The sequence below is a fragment of the Paenibacillus naphthalenovorans genome (genome assembly GCF_001465255.1).
Taxonomy (GTDB): Bacteria; Bacillota; Bacilli; order Paenibacillales; family NBRC-103111; genus Paenibacillus_G; species Paenibacillus_G naphthalenovorans.
Map to the genome: position 1 here is coordinate 4,385,753 of NZ_CP013652.1, position 15,743 is coordinate 4,401,495.

General features: G+C 51.8%; 17 protein-coding genes. 16 read left to right on the forward strand and 1 reads right to left on the reverse strand.

Annotated features, from left to right (window positions below; translation table 11 throughout):
• Positions 1-2: 2 nt before the first annotated feature.
• The 3 genes from IJ22_RS21500 to IJ22_RS21510 all read left to right on the forward strand — a co-directional run bounded on the left by IJ22_RS21500 (position 3) and on the right by IJ22_RS21510 (position 1,066).
• The gene (locus tag IJ22_RS21500) at positions 3-299 is read left to right on the forward strand and encodes a ferredoxin family protein (protein WP_062410263.1); all 297 of its coding nucleotides are present in this window, start codon (positions 3-5) and stop codon (positions 297-299) included.
• 5 nt (positions 300-304) lie between these two features.
• Complete coding sequence (locus tag IJ22_RS21505; RefSeq protein ID WP_054817008.1) at positions 305-493, forward strand: hypothetical protein; 189 nt, start codon at positions 305-307, stop codon at positions 491-493.
• Between the two features lie 141 nt (positions 494-634).
• Positions 635-1,066 (forward strand): EamA family transporter, encoded by a 432-nt coding sequence (locus IJ22_RS21510; protein WP_062410264.1) that lies wholly within the window; start codon positions 635-637, stop codon positions 1,064-1,066.
• Between the two features lie 52 nt (positions 1,067-1,118).
• On the opposite strand, the gene IJ22_RS21515 is transcribed toward IJ22_RS21510, so the two are convergent.
• Positions 1,119-1,751, reverse strand: coding sequence for a DsbA family oxidoreductase (locus IJ22_RS21515; protein ID WP_235594191.1), 633 nt, complete (start codon positions 1,749-1,751; stop codon positions 1,119-1,121).
• 155 nt (positions 1,752-1,906) lie between these two features.
• Between IJ22_RS21515 and IJ22_RS21520 the strand changes: the two genes are divergently transcribed.
• The 13 genes from IJ22_RS21520 to IJ22_RS21580 all read left to right on the forward strand — a co-directional run bounded on the left by IJ22_RS21520 (position 1,907) and on the right by IJ22_RS21580 (position 15,732).
• Positions 1,907-2,428, forward strand: coding sequence for an RNA polymerase sigma factor (locus IJ22_RS21520; protein ID WP_054817009.1), 522 nt, complete (start codon positions 1,907-1,909; stop codon positions 2,426-2,428).
• Positions 2,421-3,500: an anti sigma factor C-terminal domain-containing protein gene (locus tag IJ22_RS21525; RefSeq protein WP_054817010.1), complete on the forward strand. Its 1,080-nt coding sequence runs from the start codon at positions 2,421-2,423 to the stop codon at positions 3,498-3,500. The genes IJ22_RS21520 and IJ22_RS21525 overlap by 8 nt, the downstream gene beginning before the upstream one ends.
• 281 nt (positions 3,501-3,781) lie before the next feature.
• A complete protein-coding gene (pdaA, locus tag IJ22_RS21530; protein ID WP_062410265.1) occupies positions 3,782-4,564 on the forward strand; it encodes a delta-lactam-biosynthetic de-N-acetylase in 783 nt (260 codons plus the stop codon).
• Positions 4,565-4,748: 184 nt separating this feature from the next.
• Positions 4,749-5,855 carry a Fe(3+) ABC transporter substrate-binding protein gene (locus IJ22_RS21535; protein ID WP_418007052.1) on the forward strand — a complete coding sequence of 369 codons (1,107 nt, stop codon included), beginning with the start codon at positions 4,749-4,751 and terminating at the stop codon, positions 5,853-5,855.
• Positions 5,856-5,857: 2 nt separating this feature from the next.
• Positions 5,858-7,510 (forward strand): ABC transporter permease, encoded by a 1,653-nt coding sequence (locus IJ22_RS21540; RefSeq protein WP_062410267.1) that lies wholly within the window; start codon positions 5,858-5,860, stop codon positions 7,508-7,510.
• On the forward strand, positions 7,507-8,148 hold the full coding sequence (locus tag IJ22_RS21545) for an ABC transporter ATP-binding protein (RefSeq protein ID WP_054817011.1): 642 nt from the start codon (positions 7,507-7,509) through the stop codon (positions 8,146-8,148). The genes IJ22_RS21540 and IJ22_RS21545 overlap by 4 nt, the downstream gene beginning before the upstream one ends.
• A gap of 76 nt (positions 8,149-8,224) precedes the next feature.
• Positions 8,225-8,815 (forward strand): TVP38/TMEM64 family protein, encoded by a 591-nt coding sequence (locus IJ22_RS21550; RefSeq protein WP_054817012.1) that lies wholly within the window; start codon positions 8,225-8,227, stop codon positions 8,813-8,815.
• 174 nt (positions 8,816-8,989) lie between these two features.
• The gene (locus tag IJ22_RS21555; RefSeq protein WP_062410268.1) at positions 8,990-9,367 is read left to right on the forward strand and encodes a PH domain-containing protein; all 378 of its coding nucleotides are present in this window, start codon (positions 8,990-8,992) and stop codon (positions 9,365-9,367) included.
• 390 nt (positions 9,368-9,757) lie between these two features.
• Positions 9,758-10,192, forward strand: coding sequence for an MFS transporter (locus IJ22_RS21560; RefSeq protein WP_062410269.1), 435 nt, complete (start codon positions 9,758-9,760; stop codon positions 10,190-10,192).
• Between the two features lie 121 nt (positions 10,193-10,313).
• Complete coding sequence (locus IJ22_RS21565; protein WP_054817015.1) at positions 10,314-11,300, forward strand: sugar-binding protein; 987 nt, start codon at positions 10,314-10,316, stop codon at positions 11,298-11,300.
• The gene (locus IJ22_RS21570) at positions 11,297-12,796 is read left to right on the forward strand and encodes a sensor histidine kinase (RefSeq protein WP_062410270.1); all 1,500 of its coding nucleotides are present in this window, start codon (positions 11,297-11,299) and stop codon (positions 12,794-12,796) included. The genes IJ22_RS21565 and IJ22_RS21570 overlap by 4 nt, the downstream gene beginning before the upstream one ends.
• Positions 12,771-14,147 carry a response regulator transcription factor gene (locus IJ22_RS21575; protein WP_062410271.1) on the forward strand — a complete coding sequence of 459 codons (1,377 nt, stop codon included), beginning with the start codon at positions 12,771-12,773 and terminating at the stop codon, positions 14,145-14,147. Before IJ22_RS21570 ends, IJ22_RS21575 begins: the two co-directional genes overlap by 26 nt.
• A 262-nt stretch (positions 14,148-14,409) precedes the next feature.
• Entirely contained in the window at positions 14,410-15,732 is a 1,323-nt protein-coding gene (locus tag IJ22_RS21580; protein ID WP_062410272.1) for an ABC transporter substrate-binding protein, read from the forward strand.
• Positions 15,733-15,743: the final 11 nt, after the last annotated feature.

Consider the following 15,743-nt stretch of genomic DNA (forward strand, 5'->3'; position numbering starts at 1 on the left):
TCATGAGTGAGCAGGCCAAAGCCGCAACGATAGAGGAGAAGCAGTATCTCCTTCGTTTTAACGCCGATACGAAATCTCATCTTCATGTGTTGAATGCGGAGGTTTGTTTAACCGATTGCCCCGATAAAATATGCACGATCTTCTGCCCTGCCGAAGTGTATAAATGGGAGGAGATCCGGATGCATGTCGGCTACGAGGGCTGTCACGAATGCGGCAGCTGCAGAATCGGCTGTCCTCATCAGAATATCAAATGGGAATACCCGAAAGGCGGCCATGGGATCGTCTTTCGATTGGGGTGAAGCCTATGTTTGAGATCGGCGATTGCGTTGTTTTTTCCCTGGACCGGGCAAGGGGCATTATTATGGAGGCGAACGATGATGTATACCACGTCGTGTGGGAGGATTTTTTCTCCAGCTGGGAGAAAGGCGAGCTGCTCTCCAAAATAGCTCTTAGGTTGGATGACGATCAAGGTGCAGATAGAAATCGTGAGTGAACATACGGAGTAAACCATAACCAGGTGCCCTTGCGGTGGTACCGGGTCACCGCTTTGCCGTTCAGCCGGTGTGCCTTAGTATGTTAATTCTTCTTGAAGCCAACCTAAGAGTACTACCATATTACTGCGAAGAGGGATCATATGAGTTATTTATGGTTGGTTTTCGCTTTATTATCGGCCATAACCGCCGCGCTGGTCAGTATTTTCGGCAAGATCGGGCTGCAGTCGGTGGAAGCCAACACGGCAACGGCGGTCAGGGCCGTCATTATGGCGGTATTTTTAGTGGCCGTGGTTGCGTTTCAAGGCAATATCGGTAAAATCCCGTCTCTTTTCGAAGACAAAAAAACGCTGCTGTTCATCGTGCTGAGCGGAGCCGCCGGTGCCGCTTCCTGGTTGTTTTATTTTTGGGCTTTAAAGCTCGGTAAAGTTTCGCAAGTCGCCCCGGTCGATAAATTAAGCGTGGTCATTGCGACGATAGCGGCCGTTGTGTTTCTGGGGGAACGCCTCAGCTGGATCAGCGGAATCGGCATAAGTCTCATTGCCATCGGCGTCATTCTGATCGCATTCAGCTGAAGGTATAATATAAGAAAAACAAAGGACACCCGCCCCGGTGTCCTTTGTCTGTCTATTCCGCTGCGACTTTCTCGAGTACTTTGATCAGCTCGGCGGGCGGGTAAGCTCCGGAGAGGGAGTACTTGTTATTGAATACAAAGAAAGGTACGCCGGTAACGCCGATTTGTCTGGCTGCTGTCTGGTCATGCGTTACCTTGTCGCTTCCTTTCCCCTGTTCGAGCTGTTCCCGCAGATGGACCGGATCATGACCGAGGGAAGCGGCGATGCCAAGCAGAATATCTAGCTGGGCTATGTCCTGGCCCTGTTCGAAGTAAGCGTTCATGATGGCATCGATCATAGCCTCCTGCTCGGAGGCGGGCAACAGGGCCGTCAGCCGATGGGCCAGCTTGGTGTTCGGCATGCGGGTCACCTGATCGAAACGAAATGTCACCCCCACCGCTTCCCCCGCCTGGGTCACACGATCGGTCATTTGCTTCAAGGAAGCGGCATTGCCGCCCATTTTTCTGATCATAGCGTCCTGAAAGGGAAGTCCCTCGGCCGGCAGCGTCGAATCCAACTCAAAAGCCCTAAAATGGATCTCCACCTCGTCTTTAGGACCCCATGCAGCCAGAGCATCCTGTAAATTTTTCTTGCCGATTCGGCACCATGGACATACCATGTCGGAAAAGACATCGATTTGTATCATCGATATTTACCTCCAGTCAGTCACTTACTTTGTTATAGTATGATCGATTTGCCGGCGAAAGGCAACCATGGATCATTTACCATCGGATATTTTTGTTTTTATCTGTAACAAAAACAGAGATCAATCGTTATAACTCTTGCGAAAGGGGGAGAGGCATGCAGAAGGATTCGTTTACAGAGCTGTTCCGGATGTTTCAGCCCTCTCTCTATCGCTATTTATACCGCATGTGCGGGTCTAAAGAGGTGGCCGAAGAGCTGCTTCAGGAGACGTTTTATCGGGCCATGCTCTCGCTTCGGCTGGAGGATATGAGATTGGCCCGGGCCTGGTTATATAAAGTAGCCCGAAATCTGTTTATCGACTGGGTACGCAAGCGGAAGGGGGAGGCGGAGATGCTGCAGGCCATAGAGATTCACGCTTCCGGCACTAGCCCGATGCCTACTCCTGAAGAGGCTTTGCAGCTGCAGGAGCAGCGGAGAAAAATGACCGGGGTCATGCGTAAGCTGCCCGAGCATTACCGGACGATTCTTTATTTGAGGGAAATGGAAGGCTTCTCCTATCAGGAGCTGGCCGAGACTTTGGATCTCAGCATGAGTCAAGTCAAAGTCATGCTGCACCGCAGCAGGGATAAATTCAGGGAACTGGCGGATCAATGGGAAAGGGGAAATGGACATGAGTGAACAGCGCTTTACTAACGAAGAAAAGCTGCTGCATAACTGGGAATCCGATGCCAACGAACCGGATTCCCCGGCCTGGGATGAGAAAAAGTTCAAGCGCATGATCTGGCGCACCCGGTTTACCGTCGTAAGGAGCGTGGTCTCCACACTGCTGGGGATTTTCTTGCTGGTATGGATTTATATGATGCTCGTAACGAGTTATTATCACAGCAGCGGGAAAAGCGACCAATTTATCCGCTATGTCACTACCTTGGTAGAAACGCATGAACCGGGTTTAAAAGTGGAGAAAGGCGGTCATTGGAACGCAGAGCTGACGCCTTTTCTGACGAAAAAAGCCACGCTGAAGCTGTTTAAGCAGGTGGGTGAATGGCAGATCATCGCAGGGGAAGTTACGGCCACCCAAACGCTTTTCGGTGACGTAACCTATTCGATCAATGAAAATGTAACCTATTTAAGAACACCCAGCCGGTTTTCTTTCGCCGTCCCGCCCGATCTGATTGCCGGTGACCCCAGCCGCACACAGGCTCCCTCCAACCGTTCGGTTTGGGAGCAGCTCAAGCATATCGAGGACGGTTATGTAGCGGAGTTGGCTTTTTCCACGGTTGTGGGGATGGATCCCGAGGAGCTTCTCAAGCGGCTTTCCAACTATCAAGTGCGGGTTCTCAGCATGCCGGTTTATGCGGGAGAGCTGAAGGGAGATCTGAAGAATATTCCCCATTCGACCTCAAATGAACTCCATTTCGTGCCCCATCTTACGTTAAGGCCTTTTGTAAAGTATCAAGAAGAGGGAAACGGGATGAGCTGGGCCGGTTGGCTGGAGAATGCGGACACCCTCAAGCAATCCGTCGATCAAATGCTCAAAGATATCGAATGGCTGAGACAGGAGAGAAGCTACCGGGAGTCCGAAAACGACGGGAAGCGGTTGGACTACCTGAAAGAGAACGGAGTGAAAGTATATGGCGCCGTTGTTACAGGACCGGTGCGCGAGCTGGAGAAGCTGAAGCAGGAGCAGGACCTGTTTTATTTTCAATTGGGAAGGATCGAAATTTGGAACTGGGAGGAACACACATCGTAACAGAGGCCCATAGGTTAAATCCCCGTACACAAAGGCATCAAGTCTGGCGGTGTGTTATCGACACCTTTACATTTTTCCATATGTAAATAATTGCAATTTTACAGGACTTAAGTGCCAAGCAAGAGGGTTAACGGATGGGTATGCGGAGTGAAAACATATCCATTGGCCTGCTTATCTTTCCTTCTACAAGGAAACACATAACTTTCTGTTTTTTGTGGAACATTACCCCTTAGCCGATGACCGCATAAGAAAAACCATCGCCTAAGGAGTGAAATGGTTACATGAAGCGTTATGTCTCTTTCCTCGCCGCATTCGTTGTGCTTTTGTGTTTGATTTTACCCCATTCGGCCGAAGCCAATGCGAACAAACCTTATCACTTCGGGTTTAAGAAGAGCAGGAACCATGAGCTTCCATCGATTCAGGAAGAGGGGTTCCGGTCCATTGTCCAGAAGCATGATGCCATTTTTTTGGGCGATACGAAGCAAAAGGAGCTTTATCTTACGTTTGATAACGGCTATGAGAACGGGTATACGAGCAGGATTTTGGATGTACTCAAGGAGAAGCAGGTACCGGCCATCTTCTTTGTGACGGGACATTATATTCAAGACCAGCCCGAGCTGTTGAAGCGAATGGTGCAGGAGGGCCACCTCATAGGCAATCATTCCTGGAGCCATCCCGACCTTACACAGGTATCCGACCAGAAGCTGAAGGAAGAACTGGATCGTGTCAAAACGAAAGTAGCGGAGCTGACCTCCCAAAAGGAAATGCCGTATTTGCGCCCGCCGCGGGGGGTTTTTAGCGAACGGATGCTTGCGGCCAGCAAAGGATACGGGTATACCAACGTGTTTTGGTCGATTGCTTATAAGGACTGGGATCCGAAGCTGCAAAGAGGATGGGCTTACGCATACGAAAGCATCATGTCGCAGCTGCATCCCGGTGCGGTCATCCTGCTTCACTCTGTATCGAAAGACAACGCGGAGGCGTTAGCCAAAATTATTGACGATGCCCGGAAGCAAGGATATGAATTCAAGAGCCTGGACCAGCTGCAGACGAAAAATTATTAATTTATCCGTAACCCTCACATCGATGTGGGGGTTTATTTTGTATTCATACCGAAATCTGCTTTTGATGGAACCGTTTGCGGTGACTATAAAATAATGGGTTGACAGTAGGGTTTATTCTTGCTAGAATCCAAGTTGCAAATAAATGATAATGATTATCAGTACCAACTTTAAAAAGGGGAGTGTAATGATGTTAAAGAAACACCGGAGATTCTTATCATCCGCAATAACGGCTATTCTGAGCGTCGGGCTTTTGGCAGGATGTGGAACGGCATCACAAGGCGGACAGCAAGCTGCGCAGCCGCAAGAGCCGAATAGCGGAGCTTCCGAATCGAAGACGGAACAAGTCGTCAATCTTTATACGGCAAGACATTATGAAGTGGACGACGTTCTTTATGCTCAATTTACGGAGAAAACCGGTATTAAAGTCAATGTCGTCAAAGGCAAGGCGGAAGAATTGATTGAACGGTTAAAGCGTGAGGGAGAGAGCACTTCCGCCGATTTGTTCATCACAGTGGACGGCGGAGTGCTGAATAACGCCAAGCTGAACGGAGTGCTGCAGCCTGTAAAGTCGGATGTCATTGAGGCTAATGTTCCTGCACAGCTCCGGGATAAAGACAACGAGTGGATCGGTCTGTCGACGCGGGCCCGTGTGATCGTATACTCCAAAGATCGGGTTAAACCGGAGCAGCTCTCTACATACGAAGATTTGGCTACCGATAAGTGGAAAGGAAAAGTGCTCGTGCGTTCCTCCACAAGCTTGTATAACCAATCGCTGCTTGCTTCCCTGATCGAGTTGAACGGGGAGCAGAAAGCGGAAGAGTGGGCTAAAGGCATCGTCGCTAACCTCGGCCGTGCGCCGGAAGGCGGGGACCGTGACCAAGCAAAAGCCATTGCTGCGGGAACCGGAGATGTAGCCATTATGAACACTTATTACTTTGGACAGATGCTGAACTCCAAAGATACGGAAGAAGTGAAGGTTGCACAGCAGCTCGGCGTGTTCTTCCCTAACCAAAGCACGACCGGCACGCATCTGAATATCAGTGGAGTGGGTCTTGCAAAGCACAGCAAAAATAAAGAAAATGCCGTGAAGCTGATCGAGTTCTTGACCGATACGGAAGCGCAGGAACTGATGTCCAAGGAGAACTTTGAATTCCCGGTAAACCCCAAGGCGGAGAAACCGGAGCTTCTGAAATCTTGGGGAGAGTTTAAGGCCCAGCAAATTGACTTTGCCAAGCTGGGAGAACATAATAAAAAGGCAGTTGAGATTTCTAATAAAGTAGGTTGGAAATAAAAATGCGCTTTAGAGCAGCTATACGCAATATAAAACAACATACAAACGGCTGGCTTTATGCCAGCCTTCTGGGGGCAGTGGTCGTTCTGCTGCCCATTTTTACTATATTCGTGTCGCTGTTCCAACCGCCAAACGAAAACTGGCAGCACATCAAGCAGTATTTACTGCAGGACTATGTGTTCCAGACCGTTTGGCTTGTGTTGTTTACTTGTCTGTTTACCGTGCTGCTTGGGGTAACGTTGGCTTGGCTGATCGCGGCTTATGATTTTCCGCTCAGACGCTTTTTTCGCTGGGCGCTTGTGCTGCCGCTGGCCGTTCCTCCGTACATTGCGGCGTACACCTACAGCACGATGTTGAGCTATACCGGCATTGTCCAAACCACGCTGCGCAATGAATTCGGGGTGATGCCAAACCCGGAGTGGTTTGGCATCATGTCGATGAGAGGCGCCATTTTCATATTTACGATGTTCTTGTTTCCATACGTATACATGATTACCAGATCCTATCTGGAGCATCAGAGCGGCTCTTATATTGAGAATGCCGCTCTGCTCGGGAGAAAACCTTTTTCCATATTTCTCTTTATCGTGCTGCCGATTTCCCGGCCTGCCATCGTCGGCGGTGTCATACTTGTCGTATTCGAAGTGCTTAGCGATTATGGCGTATCGAGCTATTACGGTATCCAGACCATCTCCGTGGCGATATTTCAGACCTGGTTCGGAATGTACGATGTCGACTCTGCCGTCCGTTTGGCCGCATGGCTGATGGCGGGGGTCGTCGGGATATTCGTGGTGGAACGGCTGCTCCGCCATCAGCGGAGCTTCGCGGCTTCCACCAGTAAATCGAGACCGCTTACACCCAAGAAGCTGAAAGGTATCCGCGCTGCGGCTGCTTTCATGTTCTGCGGGCTTATGTTTGCGTGCTCCTTCCTTATCCCTGTCATTCAATTGATCGTATGGGCCGCCTGGAGCTATGACGATGTGCTTACCCCGGCTTTTTTCGAATTGACGTATAACACGATAGGCCTTGCTTTGACGGCCACGGCGATCATTATGGTGTTCTCAGTGATTACAGCCAATGTAGTTCGTCAGCAATCGAATGTGCTGACCTATGTGCTGGCCCGGTCGGTGACGTCCGGCTATTCCGTTCCCGGAGCGATTATTGCCATCGGCGTACTGGCGCTGTTTATCGGCCTTGATCAATGGCTGGCCCCGCTATATGCCCGCATGGGCCTGGGGAAAGCGCCGCTTGTGCTCAGCATGTCCTTGGTTATGCTGGTTGTCGCTTATGTGGTCCGCTTTATGGCCACCGGATACAATGCGGTCGAGGCCGGTTTTGAGAAGATCGGGATGAAATATACGGAAGCCTCAAGGCTGCTCGGCCTGGGGATGACGAAGACCTTTTTCAAGGTGGATGCCCCGCTGATCAAGGGCGCCTTGTTCAGCGGCGTTATTCTAACGTTCGTGGAAATTATGAAAGAATTACCGTTAGCCTTGCTGCTTAGACCGTTTAACTTTGAAACGCTGGCGACCAAGACCTATCAATACGCAAGCGACGAACGCATCTATGAAGCTTCCATACCCTCTTTGTTTATTATCGGTGTCAGTATGGTCTCTGTTATCGTATTTCATCAATTAGGGAAGAGGTTGAATTCATGAAGATCGTGAATATTGGTAAACTTTCATTTTCCTATTCCTCCAAACAGAAGCCAGTGATTGACCGCTTCTCCTTCGATATGGAAAAAGGGGAGATCGTCGGGATTTTGGGGCCTAGCGGGAGTGGAAAAAGTACGCTGCTGCGGCTTGTTGCCGGGTTGGAGTCGCCAACCGGTGGAAGCATTGCGATTTCCGGGCGTACCGTGGTGGACGATACCTCCTTCATACCTCCTGAAAACCGCGGCGTCGGCATGGTGTTTCAGGATTATGCATTGTTTCCGCATATGACCGTAGCAGGCAACATCGAATTTGGCCTGCATCGTCTGTCGAAGAAAGAACGTGCCGCGCGGCTTGCAGAAATGCTGGAGCTGGTGCAGCTATCAGGCTTTGAGAAGCGTTATCCCCACGAATTAAGCGGGGGCCAGCAGCAGCGTGTAGCCTTGGCAAGGGCTCTTGCCCCGCGTCCTTCCATTCTTCTGATGGATGAACCGTTCAGCAACCTGGATGCAGACCTTAAAGTCTCTATCCGCAGCGAGCTTAGAGATATCCTGAGAAAAGCGGAGATGACCTGTTTGTTCGTAAGTCACGACCACCAGGACGTTGATGCGATTTGTGATCGTACGGTGATGATGGTTTCTTAATCAAGGGTTGCCCGTTGCATTAGACCAACGGGGATAGTATAGTTGTATTAACTATACTGAGGTGAAGCGACACGAGATGAATTGGATGGAGACGATTACAAGTTTGGATTGGCATGATGTGGAACATTGGCTAAAGCAATATGAAGCCTTAGGGCCGCTTCCCGGTATTCTAGCCCCTATGGCAGAATCCTTTCTCCCCGCTTTGCCTCTGGTGGCTATCTTGATTGCCAATGTGAATGCCTATGGATTAGGCGAAGGCGTATTGCTGTCCTGGATCGGAGTAGTGTGCGGAAGCATCAGCGTGTTTGCAATCTTCCGTAAATTTGGTGGCAGGCTTCGCGGTTGGATCGAGCGGAAGCATCCCAGGTCGGAGAAATTAGTGCATTGGCTGGAGCAGCACGGGTTTACCCCCATTTTCCTGCTCGCATGCTTCCCGTTTACACCATCCTCTCTTGTGAACATAATAGCGGGGCTCTCCAAGGTTCCCATGCATACCTTTGTCTTGGCTACGGCTTTGGGCAAAGGCGTCATGATCTTTCTCGTATCGTTTGCCGGCCATAATTTGGACAGCCTGCTCAAACATCCCCTGAAAATAGCGCTGATTTTTCTTGTGTTCTTTATCATTTGGCTGTTCGGGCGTAAGCTGGAATCCAAATATTTTAAATGAAAGCACCGCTCTCTTCTGAAGCTGTCTGTTCAGGGGAGGGCGTTTTTTGTTAGGGAACCAACTTCCAGCATAGCTGTGCGTTTGGTGTTTACAGTATGAACGCGCAAAATTAGAGGTAGCGGTCTTGACGGCGGCATGATAACCTGAAGGAAAACAGAGGCAGAGGTGAAAGGAATGGGATTTTTCGACGGGCTCATGGGGAACGCATCGGAATTGAATGCGGTTGATCTCCAGAAAGAATACGCACGAATATTGGCCAAAGGCGAAACGATTGAGAAGGGGTATAAGGTCATACGCGATCTGTTCATTTTTACGAACAAACGTCTGATTCTGGTGGATAAGCAGGGCTTGACCGGAAGAAAGATGGAGTACCATTCCGTTCCTTATCGGAGCATCACGCACTTCAGCATTGAAACCGCGGGGAGCTTTGATCTGGATGCCGAACTGAAAATCTGGATTTCCGGGAATGCGACACCCATCCAGAAGCAGTTTAACAAGAGCTTGAATATCTATGAGCTGCAGAGCGTGTTGGCCGCTTACGTGCTGGAATAGACAATACGACGGGATCTAAAGCGATAGACAAAATGGGAATAATGATGGAAAGCCGGCAGCAGGGGGATTAAGGTTGCCATGATCGGGTGCCGCAACGATTCGTGCTAAAGCTCTGATGGCAGCTCATGCGTTCCGCCGCACCAAGTCAGAATAGGCCTGACGGGCCCTCGAACGAATGTTTGTTCCACGTGGAAAACGTAAAGGTCATACGAAAGGGGTATACCACCGGTGATCCGCAAAAAACGGTACTGTACATCCTTATTATCATCGCCTTTCTCGATATGATCAGTCAGCTGCCCGTGATTAGTTCTTGGGCTCAGAGTCTCGGAGCAGATCCGTTCATGATCGGATTAGCCGTAGGCGTTTATTCGCTTACGAATATGATCGGTAATGCTGCCGCTCAAGGCGGACGCGCTCGCTCTCCGCGAGCAGGCTGCAGGGCTGCTGCTAAGCACCTTCGGCGTGGTGGCGATCGGCGTGTTCCTGCTGCCGACCAACCGGATATTCGACCGGGTACCGCCGCTTTCCACCTTGCTGGCCGGGATGCTGACGATTGCCGCGGCCCTGCTTGGACTTTCACTGGCCGGCCGGGAGGAGAGCCTTTTCGCAGTTATGGCGATATACGGTATCGGCTTTGCCTTCATGTTTCCTTCTATGAACGCTCTTTTGACCGGTCACGTCCCCGAAGGAGATCGAGGGAAGGCCTTCGGGCTGGGGCCTGTTTCTGCACTTGACCCCCGGAACCAGCAAAGCTCCGCCTTCCGTCTTCCGGCTTATCACGGGAAGAGCGGCCTGCAACGTGGAAAGAAGACCGCCAAGGCATAGGTATTACCCGCTGTTCCAGCCCGGCTGGACGACCTTTGCGGTTTCTCCTATAATGGGCTTACACGTAAAATGAAAGCGTTGGCATCACGACGGGCGCTTAGCAAAGGATAGGTGCTGAACCATGTCGCGTAACAAATGGGCGATCGGCGTGTACGCGCTGTTTATCGTATTTTTATTGCTGCTCTGGCAGTTCATTCAGACCAGCTTGGCCATTCAATCCGTTGTCGGACAAATGGAGAGCGGGGCGTCGGCTGAACGGTCGGGTCCGCATCTGGTGCTTATTTCACAAGAGCTGGACAATCCGTATTGGCGGACGGTGGAGCGGGGCGCCCGGGATGCGGCATCGAAGCTGGGGGCGGATATCGAATATATCGGGCCTTATCGCAACAACCCGCAGGAACAGAAAAATCTGCTCGAGAAGGTGATCGCAGCCAAGGCCGACGGCATCCTCGCGCAGGGCATGGCCGACAGCGATTATATCGGCTTGATTAATCGGGCGGTAGCTCACGGCATCCCGGTGGTGACGGTGGATACGGATGCGCCGGAAAGCGCCAGGCTTACATATGTCGGGACGGATAACTATCTATCCGGACGTTTGCTGGGTGAAGCGGTAGTCAAGACGGCAGGAACGCGGGGAGAGATCGGCGTCATCATCGGCAGTCAAGAAGCGGCCAATCAGCGCTTGAGGCTGGAGGGATTTCTTTCCGTCATCGAAGCTTACCCGGAGCTCAAGGTGGTGGAAGTCCGCGCATCCAATATCTCGCGGATTCAGGCGGCACAACAGGCGGAGGATCTGATGAGAAGCTATCCGAATTTAACGATCATGGCCGGAACGAGCGCGCTGGATGCGATCGGTATTCTACAGGCCAAAAAGAAGAGCGGCCGGGAAGGACTGCTCATTTTCGGTTTTGACGATTTGGAAGAAACGCAGCAGGCGATCAGGCGCGGTGATATTCAAGCGACGGTCGTACAGAAGCCGTATCGGATGGGGTACGACGCCGTGAAGCTGATGCTTGAGCATAAGCAGGGGGCTGCGTTGCCGCGGGAGCATTATACCGAAACGGGACTCTTGACTCGGGAGGATTTGGGCGGGGAGGATTCGCAATGAGTATCCGCCGAAAGCTGTTCGTCTTTATCCCGCTGATTGTTGTGCTGATTAACTCGGTGTCTTTTTTCATCTTCCAAAGCGGCAAAACGGTTCAGGAAAGCTACAATCTCATGATGGAACGGATTTTATTATATAAGCAGGTCGCACAAGGAACGGAAGAAAATTTAAGCGCCCTGAGCTCTTACTTGATTGAGCCGAGCACGGGCAACCGGGATATCGTGGCCGATCGGAGAGAGCGCCTGCAGCAGCTGCAAGCGCTTCTGACGGCAAGCCGAAACGAGCTGAATCCGTTGGGGCTCACCAATTACACCAATTTGCTGGAAACCTTCATTCATCAGGAAACATCGGTTGTGCAATCTTTGGAAGGAGGGACGCTGTCCTCCTATGTTTCTCTTTATGAGCAGGCGGAGAAAACGGCCGGCTTTATCCAGCAGGAAGGGCAGCATCTAGTTGACTTGGAGCTTACCCATTACCAGCCCTATTACCAGAGTATTCTTAAACTTACGAATCATATCAACAGCCTGGGATTTGCGATCTTTCTCGTGGGAACCCTCTTGAGTATCTTGTTTGCCATCTGGCTGTCGCAAAGCATTACGGAGCCGATCGGCCGGCTGGTGCAGACGGCCAAGCAGATCTCGAGGGGAAACCTCAATGTGGAGCCGCCGGCATCGCAAACCGACGATGAGATCGGCATTCTGACCGGGACGTTTCGGCACATGCTGTACAATCTCAAGGAGCTGATCGCCCGGGATAAGGAGCGGCTGGAGATGGACCGGCTTGTCAAGGAATTGGAGATCAAGGCGCTGCAGAGCCAGATCAATCCGCATTTTTTGTTTAATACGCTGAACAGTTTGTCCAAGCTGGCGTTGATTGAGGGAGCGGACCGGACCAGCGATTTAATTGTGTCCGTATCCCATTTGCTCCGCTACAATTTGCGCAAGCTCGACCAGCCGGTAACCCTCCGGGATGAGGTAGAGCATGCAAAGGAGTATTTTACCATCCAAGGTTCAAGGTTTCGCGATAGAGTACGCTTTGTAACGGAGATTGAGGAGGCCGCGCTGGGCCAGCTGATTCCATGTCTAACGCTGCAGCCGCTCATTGAGAATGCGTTCGTGCACGGGATTGAGAATATGGAGGAAGGTGCGGAGATTGCCCTTCGCATTTGGACAATACCGTATCAACGCCAAGTGATCGTACGGGTGGAGGATAACGGGGTCGGCATGCCGGAGGAGACCCGGATCGCGCTGATGCGGCAGGACGAGCAGCCGGTAAAAACCGCGGGGAGCATGTCGGGGGAACCGCCGACTGAGAAGAAGGCATCGACGGGCCTTGGAACGCATAATGTGTTTAAGCGGATCCGCCTTTTTTATGGCCGAGATGATTTGGTAAGCATTCTGGGGAATACAAGACAGGGACAGGGCACGGTGGTGGAGTTAAGGCTGCCTATGCTTACGGAGGAGGTTAAGCCGGATGTACAGATTGCTGATCGCCGATGATGAAGCGTTGGAACGCGAGGGGCTGGAGCTGATTGTAAAGCGCTTTATGCCGGACATATTCGATATCGCGCATGCGGAGAACGGACGGACAGCCATTCAACGGGCGGATGAAATCAGGCCTGATATTGTATTTATGGATATTAAGATGCCGGGCATTCAAGGTCTGGAGGCGATCAGGGAGATCAAATCGCGGCATCCGCAGGCAAAGTTCGTGCTCGTGACGGCGTACGATAATTTCGCTTATGCGAAAGAGGCGATCTCACTTGGTGTAAAGGAGTACCTCCTCAAACCGATGAGGCGGGATCAGATCGCAGATATTTTGGGGAAGCTGACGGAAGAAATCGCAGCAGAACACAAAAAGCGGGAGGAAGAGCTGCGCCTGAGCGAACGGGCGATGGAGTTCATGCCGCTTGCAGAGAAGGAAATTGCGCTGTCCTTGATGCTCGATCCCTTGTATGACCACCATCTGGAACCTCTGTTTGGGCTGCTGGATTTGCGCGTGGTATGCGGATGCGCCTGCGTGATTTCGCTGCCGGTAAAGGAAGATGGGACGATCGATACTCCAGAGGGTATGAGCAGCGAGCAGCTGTATGAAGCGGTGCGGAGCCGGGCCAAAGCGACGGTGCCGCATGCTGTCGCCGGTCCTGTAGTGGGCAGATGGATCGCCTTGTTTCTTGTGAACGGGGATGAGAGCAAGCCGTTCTTCACCTTCCGTACCGAATCCCTGCAGTGGGGCAAGGAGCTGAGCAGCTTTATTACCGGGCAGCTAATGATCGGCGCCAGGCTCGGTCTGGGAACCGTAAAACCGGGTATCGAAGGTTTGCGCGTCTCGTTTAGGGAAGCGCTGTATGCGGCAGCTGCGGAAGGATCCGAGCGGCTGCAGCCGTTCGACCGGTTGCCCGAAGAGGCGGCCGGAGCGGCCAAGGGGTTGGAAGTCACCGTTTTTCCGCGAGGGGACGACATGAACCGGCAGCTGGACCAGCTTCAGGAGGAGAGGGGAAGGCGGGCCGGATCGGTATTGGACCGGGTGCTTGATTATATAAGGAAGCATTACCGGGAGGACATTTCATTGGAGCAGGCAGCCGATCATGCGGGTTTGAATCCATTTTACCTCAGCAAGCTGTTCAAGCTGCAGACGGGAGAGACGTTTATTGACCATATTACCCGTTTGCGGATCGGCAAGGCCAAGGAACTGCTCGCGGATGAACAGTACAGTTTAAAGGAAATCTGTTATCAGGTCGGCTATCATGACCCGAACTATTTTAGCCGCGCCTTCAAGAGAGCGACAGGGGTTTCCCCGTCGCAGTATCGGCAGCAAAAAGAGCTGTCGGCCGGCGCTGATCAAGCTTGACCAAATCAAAGCGGGATAAAGTCCATTTCTATAGGGAAATGGATTTTTTTGCTGTAGTGCCAAAAAAATACTAGAAAATGAAAATTGATAGTTAGCGTTTTCATCCGGAATTAAAACAATCCAGATTCATGCCAAAGAAATGCTGGCTTTAACCGGTGTGTAAGCGGGGTCTCCTTGATATGATGTAAGCGCATACCATCCATCGTGAAACTCCATATAGAGCGCTAAACGGTTTTAACTCAGATCAAAGGGGAGATTACAAATGAAAAGAAATACGGTAAAGGTTCTTTCCGTCTTGACAGCCGGTGGCCTGCTGCTTGCGGCCTGCAGCTCCGGAACGCCGAATCCGCAGGGACAGGAGACGCCGCCGAAGCCGTCCGAACCTGCCAAAACTGATGCAAAGAAGCAGGTGGAGATTTTCAGCTGGTGGACCGGAGCGGGCGAGGAAGCCGGACTGAAGGGGCTTATTCAGCTGTATAAGGAGAAAAACCCGGACATTGAAGTCATCAATGCCGCCGTCTCCGGCGGAGCGGGTACGAATGCCAAAGCCGTTTTGGCAAGCCGGATGCAGGGCGGAGATCCCCCGGGTACGTTCCAGGTTCATGGAGGCGCGGAGCTGAATGCCGGATGGGTCGCCGCAGGCAAAATGGAGCCGCTGAACGATCTGTTTGATCAGGAAGGCTGGAAGGATAAGTTTCCGAAGGAACTGATCGAGCTGGTCAGCAAAGACGGCCAAATTTACTCCGTTCCTGTGAATATTCACCGGGGCAACGTGCTCTTTTATAACAAAAAGGTGCTCGATCAGCATGGCCTGAAGGCTCCGACAACGTTCGAGGAGTTCTTCCGGGTCGCGGATACGCTCCAAGCCAAAGGGGTCACCCCGCTGGCGCTTGGAGATAAGGAGCCGTGGACGGCATCGCATCTTTTTGAGACGGTGCTTCTCGGCTCCCTCGGTCCCGACGGCTACAAGAAACTGTGGACCGGTGAACTGAGCTTTGAGGATGCATCGGTCAAGAAAGCCGCGGAAACCTTCAAAAAAATGATCGGTTACGTCAATAAAGACCATGCGGCGCGCAACTGGCAGGATGCAGCCCAGCTCGTAGCGAAGGGCGAGGCGGCCATGAACGTCATGGGCGACTGGGTGAAGGGGTACTTCACTACGGATCTCAAGCTGAAACCGAATGAGGATTTCGGGTGGGCGCCCACACCGGATTCGGAGGGAAGCTTTATGGTCATCACGGATACGTTCGGGCTGCCGAAGGGTGTGAAGGATCCGGAATCGATCAAATCGTTCCTGAAGGTACTAGGGTCTGTCGAAGGGCAGGATGTGTTCAATCCGCTCAAAGGGTCCATTCCGGGGCGGATCGATGCGGATGTCACCAAATACGACGTGTACGGGCAACAAACGATTGAAGATTTCAAGACAAGCAAGCTGGCGCCGAGCATGGCTCACGGGTCCGCCGCTCCTGAGGGCTTCGTGACACAGGCTAATCAGGCCATGACGATTTTTGTTACGAGGGGCGATGTCGATCAATTTACGAAGTCGCTTCAGCAGGCTGCAGCCGCAAGCGGTATCAAAAAGTAACACGGAATTTA